We start from the raw sequence: 14745 nt of genomic DNA, 5'->3' as shown, positions 1-14745 counted from the left end.
GGGGTGAGTCTTAGAAATTCGCTTCCAGCGAAACCGTGACGGTACGGTCCAGGCCGACGATGTACGCAGGGTCGCCATCGCGGAAACCGCTGTAGCTGGCCGCGTTGGTCTTGGTGGTGTACACGCCGTCCAGGTATTTCTTGTCGAACAGGTTGTCGACGTTCAGGCGCAGGGTCGCGTCCTTGACCACTTTCTTGTCCACCGGCAGGTAAATACCGGCGCCGAGGTTGAACACGGTGCGACCGGAAATCGCCTCGTCGTTGGTCAGGTCGCCGTAGAGCTTGCTGGTGTACTTGCCACCGAAGGTGCCGTAGAAGCGCCCGTCGTCATACCCGATGTTGGCCGCCAGCATGTTCTTGGGCACGTTGGCGAACTGCTTGCCACTGGTGGGCAGCACGATGGGTTTGCCGGCGTTGTAGACGGTCAGGTCATCCTGCTGCTCGGCCTTGGTGTAGGTGTAGGAGGTGTAGTAATTGAAGTGGTGGGGCAACTGGCCGCTCCACTCCAGCTCCAGGCCTTTGTTGACCACGGAGCCGGCGTTGATGTCGGCAAAGTCACCGTTGATGTCCCGGGACGAAACCTGGCGGTTCTTGAAGTCCATGTAGAACAGGGTGGCGGCCAGGTTCATGTCGTCGCCGCTGTAGCGCCAGCCCAGTTCATGGTTCCAGCTGGTTTCCGGTTCGGCGTCGATCGAGCCGGCGCCTTTGTCGTAGAGCACGTAGTTCTGCGGTACCCGCATGTTGCGCGACAGGCTGTAGAACAACTGGTCACGCTCGTCCAGCTGGTATTTCAGGCCGGCGTTGGGCAGCAGTTTGTTGTAGGTCTGGTTACGTTTTTCCGGGCGTTCGTTGAGGCTGCCGTGGTTGGTGCCTTCACGCTCGACGTTCATGTAGGCCAGGCCTGCGATGAGGGTCCAGTCCGGGTTGATGTACCAGGTGTCCTGGGCCCAGACCTTTTGCGCTGGCGTCACGGTGAAACGGTCGCGACCCTGCACGGTGTTGCCGTTGGCATCGACGATGGCGCTGTTGGAATCTGGCCAGGTATCCACTGGCTTGCCGTTGCTCTTGAGCGGAATGAACGGCTGGGTCTGGCTTTGGCGTGCGCGCTCGTACCAGTAACCGAATTGCAGGCTGTGGTCGCCAAGGTCCCAGGTCAGTTTGGTGGTGATGCCCGGACGCCAGGTTTGCGTGCGTGAAGGGCGGTAGTACACGCCGCTGTTGGGTGTGCCGTCGGCGTTGTATTGGGCGGCCGTGGGCAGGTTGCCGAGGTCGAACACACCGCCCTGGTTGGAGCCACGGTTGAGGGCATAGCTGGATGAACCGACGCCGCTGCCATTGCCCCAGTAGTAATACGGGATCACCGACAGTGCGAGGTTATCGGCCAGTTTGAACTGGGTGTTGAGCACGGCGGTGAACGTCTGGAACGGGTTCTGCGCCAGGGCGTAATAGCTGTTGTACTTGCCGTTGCTGCCCACGCTGGGTGTTGCCGGATAAGGGTCGTACTTGCGGCCATATTGCTGGAACTGCGCCTTGGTCAACTGGCTGTAACTGTTGTTGTCCTGCTCGTGGTACTTGAGGATCAGGTTGGCGGTGTTGCCATTGCCAGCGTCGAAAAAGCTGTTCCACTCCACCTTGTCCGCGCGTACCGCGCCCGAACCGCGCCACATCTCACCTTCGGTATGGGACACCGACAGCCAGTTGCTCAGGCCGTTGATTTCGCCGGTATTGAGGCGGGCAAAAGTCTTGCGCGTGGCATTGCTGCCGACGACCTGTTTGACGAAGGCGCCGGTTTCCTTGGTCGGGCGAATGGTCACGATGCCAATGTTGCCGCCGCTGGAACCAATGTGCGGGCCGTCGGATTCCGAAGCGCCCTGGGTGACGAAGATCTGGTCAATGTTTTCCGGGTCGCCCAGCAGGTTGGAGTACAGCGCGTAGTTGCCGGAGTCGTTGATCGGCATGCCGTCCACCGACATGCCCACCTGGTCGGAGTTCATGCCGCGCATGGTGAAGCGAAAGCCCGACAGGCCGGTGTTGTCTTCACTGGAGATGTTCAAGCCTGGGGTGTACTTGAGTTTGTCGATGGCATTGCCGGTGGCCGCCTGTTTATCCAGTGCTTCCTTGGTCACTGTGGAGCGGCCCTTGATGCTTTCCTCCGGCACCATGTAACCGCCCCCGGCGGTCGCCTTGCCTTGTACCCCAATGGTGCCGACATCACTGTCGCTGGTCTCTGCCATGACCAGTCCCTGGCTCATGCTGGTCGCGGCCACAAGTGCCAGATGAATACGGGTGAACTTCATCACTGTCGTCCTGGTGTCGGGTGCTTATTGCACGCTGTAGTTGAAGGTGGCGGTGAAGCGCTGCTCATTGCGCCCCCCGAAGGCTTGCTCGGGGAACGGTTTGACTTGCTTGATGCGACGCAAGCTGTTGGTGGCTGCCCGGTTGAGCAACATGCTCGAGGCCTGGGTTTGTAAACCTGAGTCGAGGACGCGGCCCTGACGGTCTACCAACAGCCACACCACCACCTCGCCGCTCGGGCGTTCGAGGGACGCCTGGCGCCCGGTGGGGTACTGCTTGTAGGTGTCCAGTTCGTTGCGCAAGCCTTTGAGGTAACCGCTTTCCAGGGCCTGGCCATCGACCTTCGGTGGCGCCGGTGGGGCAGACGTCGGTGCCGCTTGGGTGACGGCGGCCGGGGCTGGCTTGGCGGCCACCGGTGGCGGCGTCGGCACGGGCTTGGCGACCACGGGCGCAGGCTTGGGCACAGGTTTTGGCTTTGGCTTGGGTTCGGGTTTTGGCAGCGGCTTGGGCGGTGGCGGCGGGGGCGCCGGCTCGGCCTCTTCCTCTTCGATCACCGGCGGTGGCGGTTCTTGCTCCACCACCGGTTCCGGTATGACTTCCGGTTCCGGCTCAACCAAGGCCAATTCGACCGCCGACTCGTCATACACCGGCTCGACCTTCAACGTCTGGGACTGGATACCCAGTGCAATCAGCACCAGGGCGATCAGGGCCGGAACACTGCCCAGCAGCTGACGCGCACGAAACAGAACGTACATGATCAGGACTTACGCGTGGCGATGGACACGGAGGTGAAGCCACCCAGGCGCAGGGTGTCCATCACTTCCACTAGGCGCGAAACCTCCACGCCTTTGTCGCTGTTGACGATGATCGTCGACTTGGTATCGGGCTTTTCGGCAGCCTTCAGCGCCGGCACCAGGGCCTCCACCGTCAGGTCCTTGCCGTCCAGTTGCAACTGGCCTTCCAGGCCCAGGGTGAGGATGAATTTGTTTTGCGGCTTGAGCTGCTGCGAACTGCTGGCGCTGGGCAATTGGGTCTTCATGCCGAGCGCGGGAATCACGTTCAGGCTCACCAGTACGAAAAACACCAGCAGGAACATCATCACGTCGATCATCGGGATCAGCTCGATGTGCGCCTTGCGTTTCTTGGGTTCGTCCCAGGTTCTCATTCCGTTACCCCGTCATTGAATTAGGGGCAAAACGCTAACAGCCAAAAATGACCGATTGGTTAACTTTAATTGACCGTTTGGAGGCTCTAGGACGCGTCTTTCAGAAAACTTACCGGTCAGTTTTCGGGCGTAATGAAACTGACACTCGGGGCATCCATGCTTGAGAAATTTATCTTGAGAGCCGGCTCCCATGCCCACTGCACTGCCTCAATTGACGACCCCGCGACTGCTGTTGCGCGCCCTGCAAATGCATCAGGCGCAGGTGCTTTTCACGCTTGCCAACGGGCCGAAAATTGCCGACAACACGGCGAACATTCCATCGCCCTACACCTTGGAAACCGCGCAGGATTTTATTGCGGGGATCGCTGACAAGTACCGCACCGGTGAGCTGCTGAACCTGGGGATGCATGTGCGCGGCACCGACGAATTGGTCGGCATGGTCAGCCTGCGCATCAACGCTCGCCATCACTATGGGCACTTGGGTGGCTGGGTGGCGGCGCACTGCCGTAACCAGGGATATGCGGCTGAAGCGGCGAGCGCGGTGATGGATTTCGGGTTCGAGGCGCTAGGGTTGCAGCGCGTGGGCAGCCAGTGTTTCGCGCGCAACAAGGAATCGGCGCGGGTCATGGAAAAGATCGGCCTGCGTTATGAAGGCTGCATGCGCCAGGCGTTTTTAAAGAACGGCGTGTATGAGGACTTGCTCGGGTTTGCCACCGTGCGCGACGACTGGGAGCGCTGCCTGTGAGCGGCGAAGTGGACCACGGCCGGCGCCGGGTCCTTGGCGGGCTGGCGGTCGCTACCGCGTTTTCGATTCTCAGCCCGTTTGCGCGCAGTGCCGGGGTGGATTATCCGTTCACCCTCGGCGTGGCTTCCGGTGACCCGTTGCCAGATGGCTTTGTGATCTGGACGCGCCTGGCGCCGTTGTTCAACGCCGCGGATGGCCGTGGCGGCCTGAGTCGCTCGGTGCCGCTGCGTTGGCGGGTGGCCAGCGATGCGGCGATGACGCGCATTGTGAAGCAGGGCGAAGTACTGGCGACGCCCCGTTTTGCTCACGCAGTGCATGTCGAAGTGGCGGGGCTGGCGGCGGATCGGCCGTATTGGTACCAGTTTGAAGGGCTCGGTGCGCAGAGCCCGGTGGGCCAGTCGCGCACGATGCCGCCGCTGCAGGCCATGGCCTCGGCCCGGCTGGGGTTTGTGTCCTGCTCGCACTGGGAACGTGGCTATTTCAGCGCCTACCGACACCTTGCCGCCGAGCAGCCGGACCTGGTGTTTTTCCTCGGTGATTATATTTACGACAGTTCCTATGCTGCGGAGTCGGGCAAGGTGTTTCGTTCTCACGGCAGCGGCAATGCGCAAAGCCTGAGTGATTACCGCAACCGCTACGCACTGTACAAGACTGATCCAGACCTGCAGGCCCTGCACGCCGCGGCTCCCAGCGTCGTAACCTGGGACGATCACGAAGTACAGAATGACTACGCCAACCGCTGGTCCCAGGACCCGAAGGTGGCGGTGGCGCAGTTTCTCAAGCAACGGGCTGCGGCGTACCAGGCGTTTTACGAACACATGCCCCTGCGTGCCAGCAGCGTGCCGAAGGGGCCGGACATGCGCATCTACCGGCGCCTGGACTATGGGCGGCTCGCGCGTTTTCATGTGCTCGACGGTCGCCAGTACCGTTCCGAGCAACCCTGCATCGCGGCCAATGGCAGCCACCAAGGGCATATTGTCACCACCCCTTGCAACGGCCTGCGTGACCCTGGCCGCACGTTGCTCGGCTGGCAGCAAGAGTCTTGGCTGGACCAGGGGTTTGCCCAGTCCAGTGCGCAGTGGAATGTCATCGCCCAGGATTTGCTGGTGGCGCCGCTGATGCAGCGTGACTTGACCAACCATAAGCTTGGCCGCTGGACCGATGGTTGGGATGGCTACATGGCGAACCGCTCACGGATGCTGGCGTCGATCGTGCGCAATCGCGTGAAGAACCCGGTGTTCTGGGGAGGGGATATACATTCGTTCTGGGCCACCGACCTGCATCTCGACGCCGACAGGCCAGACTCGGCGGTGGTCGCCACCGAGTTCGTCGGCTCGTCGGTCACCTCAGATGGCCCTCCCTACGACGCGTTCATGAAGATCATGCCGCTCAACCCGCATGTGAAGTTTTTCGACAGTCGCCAGCGTGGGTATGTGTCGGTGGAGTTGGCGGCCAACACCATGTTGACGAATTTTCGTGCGATCAGCGACCCGCGTGACCCGGCGGCGACGGTGTCGACGTTGAAGTCGTTCATCAATGAATCGGACCAGCCGAGCGTGGCCCTGTAGGAGCGAGCTTGCTCGCGAAAAACTCACAGGCACCGCGTGCAACCTGACTGCTCGCGTTATCGTTGACGTTCTTCGCGAGCAAGCTCGCTCCTACAGTGTCAGGGTGTCAGCGAGGCTGTAGCGTACTGACAGCGCGCCTTTTTTCTCCGATAGCGCCAGGATCGTTACCTGGCCCAGTTCGCTCAACGCTTGAACATGCGTGCCGCCACAGGCGTAAGCCGGCAACTCACCGAAGCCGACTTCGCGGGTGCCGTCTTCCAGCGTCATATGGCGGGAATAGTCGGCGGCGATCCATGTGTTGACCCACTGCTGGAGCGCCTGCGCATCCATGTCTTGCGCGGTCTCGCCACGGATAAAAGTGATCTTGCCTTCGCCCGGCCAATGGTGGGCCTTGATGGGCATCCAGCCCAGGCGTTCGCCGGCATTGCCAATCAAGTGCCCCGCCGAATGCAGACGCGTATGCAAGGCGCGCCGCTGTGCGTCGACTCGTGCAACGACGAGGCCGGGCTCCAGAGGTCGGTCGACGTAGTGCACCACCTGTTCGCCTTCCTGCATGACTCGCAGCACCTGGCTGTCGCCGAGCCAGCCGGTGTCGGACGGCTGGCCTCCGCCTTGGGGATGGAAAATGGTCGACTGCACAATCACGGCGAATTGCTCTTCGTACGGGGTGCAACTGAGCACTTCCAGCTCGGCCGTCAGGTGGTCGTGGGTAAAAAACAGGCGCTCGGTCATCATCTACATCCGCATCAGGGTTCTGTGGGCAGTATAAATAGTGCGCAGATGGGTGATAATCCGCTCAATTATCAATGGACCTGTGCGTCATGAGCATCAATCTTCCTTTGCCGCTATTGGGTGAAATGGCGATTTTCGTCAAGGTCGTGGAAACCGGCAGCTTCTCCGAAGCGGCGCGGCAACTCAGCGTCTCCCCTTCGGCGGTGAGCCGCAGTATTTCGCGCCTGGAGCAAGCCCTGGCCACGCGCCTGCTGCAACGCACCACGCGCAAGCTGCGCTTGAGCGAGGGCGGCGAGGAGGTATTCAAGCGTTGCCAGGAGATGGTCAACGCGGCGCGCTCGGTGATGGAAATCAGTGGGCAATTTACCCATGAAGCCGAGGGGCTGGTGCGGGTCAGTGTGCCCAAGGCGGTGGGGCGATTTGTGGTGCACCCGCATATGCCGGAATTTTTGCGGCGCTATCCCAAGGTGGATGTGCAATTGATCCTGGAAGACAGGCATGTAGATTTGATCGACGACAACGTCGACTTGAGCATCCGCATCACCGACAGCCCACCGCCAGGTTTGGTCGGGCGCCAACTGTTGCCCATCGAACATTTGCTGTGCGCGACGCCACAGTACTTGGCCGAGCACGGTACACCGAGCCATCCCCATGATCTGCTCGGGCACAGTTGCATCTATCTGGGTGAGACACCGGGAGATTCACGCTGGAAGTTTCGCCAGGCTGGCAAGGCGGTAACGGTCGGCGTACGCGGCCGGTATGCGGCGAACCACACCGGGGTGCGACTGGAGGCTGCGTTGCAGCATGTCGGGATTGCCAGCTTGCCGTATTTCACCGCGCGGCACGCATTGGAAGCAGGAGATTTGGTGCAGGTGTTGCCGGGGTGGGATTTTATTGCGTCGTACCATGGCGAGGCGTGGTTGCTGCATTCGCCCACACGTTACCTGCCGCCGAAGTTGCGGGTGTTTATCGATTATCTGGTGGAGTGCATGGCCAGGGAGCCCACGCTGCGCCGACGGTAGGAGCGCGGTTGCTCGTTCCCACGCTCTGCGTGGGAATGCCACCTGGGCGCTCCGCGTCCTGCCTTTATGCCTGTGCACGGGTGACGCAGAGCGTCACAGGATAGGTTCCCACGCAGAGCGTAGGAACGAGCATAGTTGTCAGTGCTTGCTCTGGTCCTGAGGCATCGCCAGCAGCTGTTTTTCCTGGTTCCAGTCGAACGGTTCGTCGTTCTGTTCGGCTTCATAGCGACGTTCTTCCAGGGCCTGGTACAGGTCCAGTTCTTCGTCGGGCATGAAGTGCAGGCAGTCGCCGCCAAAGAACCACAGCAGGTCACGGGGCACCAGGTGGGCGATTTGCGGGTAGCGCAGGATGACCTGGCTCATCAGGTCCTGGCCCAGGTACTGGCTTTCGATCGGGTCGATTGGCAACAGGGCGCGCAGTTCGTCGAAACGCTCCAGGAACAGCGAGTGGCTTTCCTCGGGTACCTGTTCGGCTTCGCCGACGGCAACCAGGATGCTGCGCAAGTGGTCGAGCAAGACAAGATGATCGGCAACGACGTTGGACACGAGATAAGGCCTCTAAAGCAAAAACGGGCGCGAGAGTATAAGCCTCTCGCGCCCGTTTTTATATGACCGCTCGACTCAGCGGACTTTACCTTCTGCCTGCATCAGCTCTTCCTTGCTGAAATCATCCACGTCGATCACCTTGCGTCGCGCAGCCTCGGCATCGCGCAAGGTTTGTGCCTCGGCCGGTTGCAGCACGCCGGCCTGCAGGGCCGCGTCGATGGCATGCTCGCCGGCAGCCGGCTTGACCTGGCCGCTTTTGAGCGCGCTGTGGAGTTTTTTCTGCAAGGGGTGACTGGCACCGAGCAGGTCGTAGGCATGTTGCAGGGCGCCCACGGGATCTTCTGCTGATTGCGGGCGATAACAGCCGGCCAGCAATTCTTCCAGGGTCGGGTCGCCTTTGGCGCGGCCGATCACGGCTGCCACTTCGGCATCCAGAGCGTCGGACGGCCCGGTATGACGACGCCCGAACGGGAACACGATCACCCGCAACAGGCAGCCCAGCACCTTGTTCGGGAAGTTGCTCAGCAGCTCATCCAATGCGCGTTCCGATTCGCCCAGGCTTTCTTCCATGGCCCAGGCAAACAGCGGCTCCAGATGGTCCGGCGAGTCCAGGTCGTGATAACGCTTGAGCGCCGCCGACGCCAGGTACATGTGGCTGAGCACATCACCCAGGCGAGCGGACAGGCGTTCGCGGCGCTTGAGCTCGCCACCCAGCAACATCATGCTCAGGTCGGCCAGCAGGGCAAACGCAGCCGCCTGGCGGTTCAGGGCACGGAAGTAGCCCTGGCTCAAACGGTTGCCCGGGGCTTTTTCGAAGTGCCCGAAGCCCAGGTTCAGCACCAGGGTGCTGGCGGCGTTGCTGACGGCGAAGCCGATGTGTTGCATCAGCAGGCCGTCAAATTCCTTCAACGCCTGGTCATGGTCTTCGCGGCCGGCCAGGGCCATTTCCTTGAGCACGAAGGGGTGGCAGCGAATCGCGCCCTGGCCGAAGATCATCAGGTTACGCGAAAGGATATTCGCGCCTTCCACGGTGATGAAGATCGGTGCGCCCTGCCAGTTGCGGCCCAGGTAGTTGTTGGGGCCCATGATGATGCCCTTGCCGCCGTGCACGTCCATGGCGTGGCTGATGCACTCACGGCCGCGTTCGGTCAGGTGATACTTGAGGATCGCCGACAACACCGACGGCTTCTCGCCCAGGTCCACGGCGTTGGCGGTGAGCATGCGCGCGCTGTCCATCAGCCAGGCGTTGCCACCGATGCGTGCCAGGGCTTCCTGGATGCCTTCGAAGGCCGACAGCGGTACGTTGAACTGTTCGCGCACCTGGGCGTATTGGCCGGTCACCAGGCTGGTGAACTTGGCGGCGCCGGTGCCGACGGCGGGCAGCGAGATCGAACGGCCGACCGACAGGCAGTTCATCAGCATCATCCAGCCCTTGCCGAGCATTTCCTGGCCACCAATCAGGTATTCCAGGGGGATGAACACATCCTTGCCGGAGTTGGGGCCGTTCATGAAGGCGGCGCCAAGCGGCAGGTGACGACGGCCGATTTCCACGCCAGGGGTGTCGGTAGGAATCAACGCGAGGCTGATGCCCAGGTCCTCTTCCTCACCCAGCAGGTGGTCTGGGTCATGAGCCTTGAAGGCCAGACCGAGCAGGGTCGCGACCGGGCCGAGGGTGATGTAGCGCTTTTCCCAGTTCAGGCGCAGGCCGAGGGTTTCCTTGCCTTCCCATTCCCCTTTGCAGATCACCCCGGTGTCGGGCATGGCGCCCGCATCGGAGCCGGCCAGCGGGCCGGTGAGGGCGAAGCACGGGATGTCGTCGCCACGGGCCAGGCGCGGCAGGTAATGATTGCGCTGTTCCTCGGTGCCGTAGTGCAGCAGCAGTTCGGCGGGGCCGAGGGAGTTGGGGACCATCACGGTGGAGGCCAGGTCACCGCTGCGGGTCGCGAGTTTCATGGCGACCTGGGAGTGGGCATAGGCGGAGAAGCCCTTGCCACCGTACTCCTTGGGAATGATCAGGGCGAAGAAGCCATGGGTCTTGATGTGTTCCCAGGCTTGCGGCGGCAGGTCCATGGCCTGGCCGATTTCCCAGTCGCTGACCATGGCGCAGAGTTCTTCGGTGGGGCCGTCGATGAACGCCTGCTCTTCCTCGGTCAACTGCGCCTTGGGGTAGGCCAGCAATTTGTCCCAGTCCGGGCGGCCACTGAACAGCTCGCCGTCCCACCACACGGTACCGGCATCAATCGCATCGCGCTCGGTCTCGGACATCGGCGGCAGCACTTTCTGGAACCAGCTGAACAGCGGCTTGGTGAAGTATTGGCGGCGCAGGTCAGGCAGCAGCAAAGGCGCGGCCACCACGGCCAGGAGTACCCAGAAGATCAGCAGCAGCCAACCCGGTGCGTGGCTCCAGGCGCCCATCGCCAGCAGGTAGACGGCGACCACACCCAGGGCGGGCAGGGGGGCAGTACGGCGGTGTGCCAGGTAGGCAATGCCGACCACCAGCACCAGTATCCACAACAACAGCATATTCAATCCTCCGTGAACCAGGGGCGAAACCACCAGGGAGCTTAGTCGGCATCCGAACAAGCCGGGTGATCAGGGTGTAACAAGGTGTACTGGGCAACCCATCAGCCGGCGCCGGCATTTGGCCGAATCGTCGTTATCTCTCTGGCAGGCCTGGTGGTTAAACTCCAGGCTCCCCTCGGAGATCAAGCTCATGAATACGTACTTGAGTCCCAGCCGCTTCATCGATAGTGACCACCCTGTGGTGGTGGAGTTCGCCGAGAAACACCGCGGAACCCGCCCGGATTTAAGTGACCAGGCAGTCAGTCTTTACTACGCCGTGCGCGAGGCCATTCGCTACAACCCCTATACCTTCAGCCGTGACCCCAACACCTTGAGCGCCAGCTTCGCCCTGGCGGCCGGCGAAAGCTACTGTGTGCCCAAGGCCACGTTGCTCGCCGCTTGCGCGCGCCACTGCGGCATTCCCGCACGCATTGGCCTGGCGGACGTGCGCAACCACCTGTCCACACCGCGACTGCTCGCTCTGCTCAAAAGTGACGTGTTCGCCATGCACGGTTATACCGAGCTTTACCTGAACGGCCGCTGGGTCAAGGCCACTCCGGCGTTCAACCAGCAACTGTGCGAAGTGTTCGACGTGCCGCCGTTGGAATTCGATGGGCTGCACGACAGCGTGTTCCACGCGTTCAATCGCCAGGGCCAGCGTTCTATGGAGTACGTGGTGGACCACGGGCAATTTGCTGACGTGCCCGAAGCATTTTTCTTCGGGCATATCCGCCAGTGCTACCCGCACCTGTTTGGCGACGATGCGCCCACCTTGCTCGGCGATATGCAGGGCGATTTAAGCCGCGGCTGAACCGGCGTATGCTGCTGCGTTCATCAAGCCATGTTCATCAACGATAAGGCGCGGTCATGCTGAAGATCTGGGGTCGTAAAAATTCATCAAACGTCAGGAAAGCACTGTGGTGCGCCGAGGAACTCGGCCTGGACTATGAAGCAATTGATGCGGGCGGGGCTTTTGGTGTGGTCGATACCCCGCAATACCGGGCCATGAACCCCAATGGCCGGGTGCCGGTGATCGAAGATGGCGACTTTGTGCTATGGGAATCCAACACCATCGTGCGTTACCTGTGCGCCAAGCAGGCATCGGACTTTTACCCCAGCGACCTGCAAGCCCGGGCCAACGCCGAAAAGTGGATGGACTGGACCACTTCCACGCTCGCCGATCCGTTCAAAGCGGTGTTCTGGGGCATCGTGCGCACCCCGGCTGACCAGCAAAACTGGGACAGCATCAATGCCGGGCGCCAAGCCTGTATCGACGCGCTCAAAACCGTCGAACAAGCCCTCGCCGAGCAACCCTACCTGTCCGGCCAGGCGTTCGGCATGGGCGATATTCCCTTGGGCTGCTTCATCTACGCCTGGTTCGAGATGCCCATCGAACGCCCTGCCATGCCCCATCTGGAGGCCTGGTACCAGCGCCTGCAGCAGCGCCCGGCCTACCGCAAGGCGGTGATGACCGCGTTGACTTAATACACACTATTAATACGGGTGACTGTACTTGTGCGGCATGGGCACGCACCATGCTCGCACTGCATCGCCGGTTGAACTACCTGCGGTGTGCCTTCATCTATTCTTTCTATTCCCTTCTTTGGTGCGTACTTCCATATGAGTTCCGCTCTGTCCATCCGGCAGCTAACCAAAACCTACGGCAACGGTTTCCAGGCCCTGAGTGGTATCGATCTGGACGTTGCCGAAGGTGACTTCTTCGCCTTGCTCGGCCCCAACGGTGCCGGCAAATCCACCACCATCGGCATTCTCTCCACCCTGGTCAACAAGACCAGCGGCACGGTGAATATCTTCGGTCATGACCTGGACAAATCCCCGGCAGCGCTCAAGCGCTCCATTGGCGTGGTGCCCCAGGAATTCAATTTCAACCAGTTCGAAAAGACCTTCGACATTGTCGTGACCCAGGCCGGCTACTACGGCATTCCGGCGAAAGTCGCCAAGGAACGCGCCGAGCAGTACCTGACTCAACTGGGCCTGTGGGACAAGCGTGACGTACCCTCGCGCTCGTTGTCCGGTGGCATGAAGCGACGCCTGATGATCGCCCGCGCCCTGGTGCATGAGCCGCGTCTGTTGATCCTCGACGAACCTACCGCCGGCGTGGATATCGAGCTGCGCCGCTCGATGTGGACCTTCCTCACCGAACTGAACGAGAAGGGCATCACCATCATCCTCACCACCCACTACCTGGAAGAGGCTGAGCAGTTGTGCCGCAACATCGGCATCATCGACCACGGCACCATTGTCGAGAACACCAGCATGCGCAACCTGCTGGGCCAGTTGCATGTGGAAACCTTCCTGCTCGACCTGAAGAACAATCTGTCGGTGGCGCCGCATCTGCTGGGTTACCCCAGCCGCCTGGTAGACAGCCACACTCTGGAGGTGCAGGTGGACAAAGCCATGGGCATCACCGCGCTGTTCACCCAGTTGGCCACTCAGAACATCGAAGTGTTGAGCCTGCGTAACAAAACCAATCGCCTTGAGGAGTTGTTTGTGTCCCTGGTGGAGAAAAATCTGGCGAAGGTGGCGGTATGAGTTCCGAACTGCAACCCAACCTCGTCGCGCTGCAAACCATTGTTTATCGCGAAGTGAAGCGCTTTACCCGGATCTGGCCGCAGACCCTGCTGCCACCGGCGATCACCATGGTCCTGTACTTTGTGATCTTCGGTAACCTGATCGGCCGGCAGATCGGCGACATGGGTGGCTTCACCTACATGGAATACATCGTGCCGGGCCTGATCATGATGTCGGTGATCACCAACTCCTATGGCAACGTGGTGTCGAGTTTCTTTGGCAGCAAGTTCCAGCGCTCCATTGAAGAGCTGATGGTCTCGCCGGTGTCACCGCACACCATCCTCATCGGCTACACCCTGGGCGGCGTGTTGCGTGGCCTGATGGTGGGAGTGATCGTGACGCTGCTGTCCCTGTTCTTTACCCAGCTGCAGGTGCATCACCTGGGTGTCACTATTCTGGTGGTGGTGCTGACGGCGACGATCTTCTCGCTGCTGGGCTTTATCAACGCCGTGTTCGCACGCAACTTCGATGATATTTCCATCATCCCGACCTTCGTGCTCACGCCGCTGACCTACCTGGGCGGGGTGTTTTACTCCATCACCTTGCTGCCGCCGTTCTGGCAGACGGTGTCCCTGGCCAACCCGGTGCTGCACATGGTCAACGCCTTCCGCTACGGCATTCTGGGCGTGTCGGATATCAAGATCAGTGTGGCGATCACCTTTATGATCGTTGCGACCGTGGTGCTGTATATCGGTTGTGCGCGGTTGCTGGTGAGTGGGCGTGGGATGCGTACATGATGTGGGATTGGAAATAACAAAACGGCCTCATCAGAGGCCGTTTTTTATTGGATGCACACAGAACAAATGTGGGAGCTGGCTTGCCTGCGATGGTATCGACTTCGCTTGACGGGTGTACGGAGGTGTCTGCATCGCAGGCAAGCCAGCTCCCACATTCTGGTCGGCGCACGTGCCTTAGATTTTCAGTGCCAGTTCGATCAGGGTATGCAGTTCTTCTACCGCCAAAGGCTGGGCCGAAAATAGAATACGAAACACCGTCGGTGCGGCGAGCAGGTTGATCAGATGGTCAACGCTCGGCGGCTGTTCCTGCGGGTAGCGGTCAACAATCACCTGCAACTGCCCACTCAGGATGCTCACGCAATACCCTGGCGTCGGGCTGCTTTGCACGTCGCGCATCATGTTGCGGCCTACGTCCGAACTCATCTCATCCAGGTATTGCTCGGCCCAGGCTTGCAGGTCGCCACGCAGGCTGCCGGTGTTGGCCGGTTCGGTATCGGGGCGCATACGGGCCAGGGCGACGTCGGCAAGCAGTACTGACAGATCGCCCCAGCGCCGATAAATGGTCGACGGCGTGACGCCTGCACATGCCGCAATCATCGGCACGGTGACGCTGGAACGCTCATGGGCCTCCAGCAATTCGCGCACCGCCCTGTGGACGGATTCTTGTACCCGGGCACTGCGGCCCCCCGGGCGGAGGCCTTCTTTGATCGCCATGGGCAAGACCTTAACACAAAGAATTTGCTTTAAGCGCCAGCGAATAGCACACTGCACAAAAGCAAAAT

14 protein-coding genes are annotated in these 14745 nt (G+C 60.9%); 7 read left to right on the top strand and 7 right to left on the bottom strand.

Annotated features, from left to right (window positions below):
* Window positions 1-10: 10 nt before the first annotated feature.
* From FXO12_RS08435 to FXO12_RS08425, 3 genes are read right to left on the bottom strand one after another with little or no spacing between them, the layout of a single operon-like run.
* Window positions 11-2296, bottom strand: a complete 2286-nt coding sequence (locus FXO12_RS08435; RefSeq protein WP_034127226.1) for a TonB-dependent receptor — start codon at window positions 2294-2296, stop codon at window positions 11-13.
* A 24-nt stretch (window positions 2297-2320) separates the two neighbouring features.
* Window positions 2321-3049: an energy transducer TonB gene (locus FXO12_RS08430; RefSeq protein WP_057978134.1), complete on the bottom strand. Its 729-nt coding sequence runs from the start codon at window positions 3047-3049 to the stop codon at window positions 2321-2323.
* Between the two features lie 2 nt (window positions 3050-3051).
* Window positions 3052-3459: a biopolymer transporter ExbD gene (locus FXO12_RS08425; RefSeq protein WP_014717774.1), complete on the bottom strand. Its 408-nt coding sequence runs from the start codon at window positions 3457-3459 to the stop codon at window positions 3052-3054.
* Window positions 3460-3649: 190 nt separating this feature from the next.
* Here FXO12_RS08425 and FXO12_RS08420 point away from each other — a divergent pair, with 190 nt between their 5' ends.
* The gene (locus tag FXO12_RS08420) at window positions 3650-4204 is read left to right on the top strand and encodes a GNAT family N-acetyltransferase (protein WP_057978132.1); all 555 of its coding nucleotides are present in this window, start codon (window positions 3650-3652) and stop codon (window positions 4202-4204) included.
* Window positions 4201-5772 (top strand): alkaline phosphatase, encoded by a 1572-nt coding sequence (locus tag FXO12_RS08415; RefSeq protein ID WP_057978130.1) that lies wholly within the window; start codon window positions 4201-4203, stop codon window positions 5770-5772. Before FXO12_RS08420 ends, FXO12_RS08415 begins: the two co-directional genes overlap by 4 nt.
* A gap of 90 nt (window positions 5773-5862) precedes the next feature.
* On the opposite strand, the gene FXO12_RS08410 is transcribed toward FXO12_RS08415, so the two are convergent.
* Window positions 5863-6504 (bottom strand): hypothetical protein, encoded by a 642-nt coding sequence (locus FXO12_RS08410; protein WP_057978146.1) that lies wholly within the window; start codon window positions 6502-6504, stop codon window positions 5863-5865.
* An 89-nt stretch (window positions 6505-6593) separates the two neighbouring features.
* On the opposite strand from FXO12_RS08410, the gene FXO12_RS08405 reads away from it, so the two are divergent.
* Window positions 6594-7526 carry a LysR family transcriptional regulator gene (locus FXO12_RS08405; protein ID WP_034127229.1) on the top strand — a complete coding sequence of 311 codons (933 nt, stop codon included), beginning with the start codon at window positions 6594-6596 and terminating at the stop codon, window positions 7524-7526.
* Between the two features lie 138 nt (window positions 7527-7664).
* On the opposite strand, the gene FXO12_RS08400 is transcribed toward FXO12_RS08405, so the two are convergent.
* On the bottom strand, window positions 7665-8072 hold the full coding sequence (locus FXO12_RS08400) for a PA2817 family protein (RefSeq protein ID WP_003190109.1): 408 nt from the start codon (window positions 8070-8072) through the stop codon (window positions 7665-7667).
* A gap of 75 nt (window positions 8073-8147) precedes the next feature.
* A complete protein-coding gene (locus FXO12_RS08395; RefSeq protein WP_057978128.1) occupies window positions 8148-10595 on the bottom strand; it encodes an acyl-CoA dehydrogenase in 2448 nt (815 codons plus the stop codon).
* Between the two features lie 190 nt (window positions 10596-10785).
* Here FXO12_RS08395 and FXO12_RS08390 point away from each other — a divergent pair, with 190 nt between their 5' ends.
* The 4 genes from FXO12_RS08390 to FXO12_RS08375 all read left to right on the top strand — a co-directional run bounded on the left by FXO12_RS08390 (window position 10786) and on the right by FXO12_RS08375 (window position 13963).
* The gene (locus FXO12_RS08390; protein ID WP_054897863.1) at window positions 10786-11445 is read left to right on the top strand and encodes a transglutaminase family protein; all 660 of its coding nucleotides are present in this window, start codon (window positions 10786-10788) and stop codon (window positions 11443-11445) included.
* Between the two features lie 56 nt (window positions 11446-11501).
* On the top strand, window positions 11502-12119 hold the full coding sequence (locus FXO12_RS08385) for a glutathione S-transferase family protein (RefSeq protein WP_032892575.1): 618 nt from the start codon (window positions 11502-11504) through the stop codon (window positions 12117-12119).
* Window positions 12120-12254: 135 nt separating this feature from the next.
* Entirely contained in the window at window positions 12255-13187 is a 933-nt protein-coding gene (locus FXO12_RS08380; RefSeq protein ID WP_057978126.1) for an ABC transporter ATP-binding protein, read from the top strand.
* A complete protein-coding gene (locus FXO12_RS08375) occupies window positions 13184-13963 on the top strand; it encodes an ABC transporter permease (protein WP_017529785.1) in 780 nt (259 codons plus the stop codon). Before FXO12_RS08380 ends, FXO12_RS08375 begins: the two co-directional genes overlap by 4 nt.
* 174 nt (window positions 13964-14137) lie before the next feature.
* Here FXO12_RS08375 and FXO12_RS08370 read toward each other — a convergent pair whose 3' ends face one another.
* Window positions 14138-14677 (bottom strand): TetR/AcrR family transcriptional regulator, encoded by a 540-nt coding sequence (locus FXO12_RS08370; protein ID WP_054921690.1) that lies wholly within the window; start codon window positions 14675-14677, stop codon window positions 14138-14140.
* Between the last annotated feature and the right edge of the window lie 68 nt (window positions 14678-14745).

The organism is Pseudomonas sp. J380 (genome assembly GCF_009827115.1).
Lineage (GTDB): Bacteria > Pseudomonadota > Gammaproteobacteria > Pseudomonadales > Pseudomonadaceae > Aquipseudomonas > Aquipseudomonas paracarnis.
The sequence above is the reverse complement of the archived record's forward strand: the minus strand, read 5'-3'. Positions and strand labels throughout refer to the sequence as shown.

What these genes read in the sequence shown, in the direction of transcription:
- FXO12_RS08395 (WP_057978128.1), bottom strand. Translation starts at nt 10,595, where the DNA reads ATGCTGTTGTTGTGGATACTGGTGCTGGTGGTCGGCATTGCCTACCTG.
- FXO12_RS08385 (WP_032892575.1), top strand. Translation starts at nt 11,502, where the DNA reads ATGCTGAAGATCTGGGGTCGTAAAAATTCATCAAACGTCAGGAAAGCA.
- FXO12_RS08435 (WP_034127226.1), bottom strand. Translation starts at nt 2,296, where the DNA reads ATGAAGTTCACCCGTATTCATCTGGCACTTGTGGCCGCGACCAGCATG.
- FXO12_RS08380 (WP_057978126.1), top strand. Translation starts at nt 12,255, where the DNA reads ATGAGTTCCGCTCTGTCCATCCGGCAGCTAACCAAAACCTACGGCAAC.
- FXO12_RS08405 (WP_034127229.1), top strand. Translation starts at nt 6,594, where the DNA reads ATGAGCATCAATCTTCCTTTGCCGCTATTGGGTGAAATGGCGATTTTC.
- FXO12_RS08410 (WP_057978146.1), bottom strand. Translation starts at nt 6,504, where the DNA reads ATGACCGAGCGCCTGTTTTTTACCCACGACCACCTGACGGCCGAGCTG.
- FXO12_RS08430 (WP_057978134.1), bottom strand. Translation starts at nt 3,049, where the DNA reads ATGTACGTTCTGTTTCGTGCGCGTCAGCTGCTGGGCAGTGTTCCGGCC.
- FXO12_RS08375 (WP_017529785.1), top strand. Translation starts at nt 13,184, where the DNA reads ATGAGTTCCGAACTGCAACCCAACCTCGTCGCGCTGCAAACCATTGTT.
- FXO12_RS08390 (WP_054897863.1), top strand. Translation starts at nt 10,786, where the DNA reads ATGAATACGTACTTGAGTCCCAGCCGCTTCATCGATAGTGACCACCCT.
- FXO12_RS08370 (WP_054921690.1), bottom strand. Translation starts at nt 14,677, where the DNA reads ATGGCGATCAAAGAAGGCCTCCGCCCGGGGGGCCGCAGTGCCCGGGTA.
- FXO12_RS08425 (WP_014717774.1), bottom strand. Translation starts at nt 3,459, where the DNA reads ATGAGAACCTGGGACGAACCCAAGAAACGCAAGGCGCACATCGAGCTG.
- FXO12_RS08420 (WP_057978132.1), top strand. Translation starts at nt 3,650, where the DNA reads ATGCCCACTGCACTGCCTCAATTGACGACCCCGCGACTGCTGTTGCGC.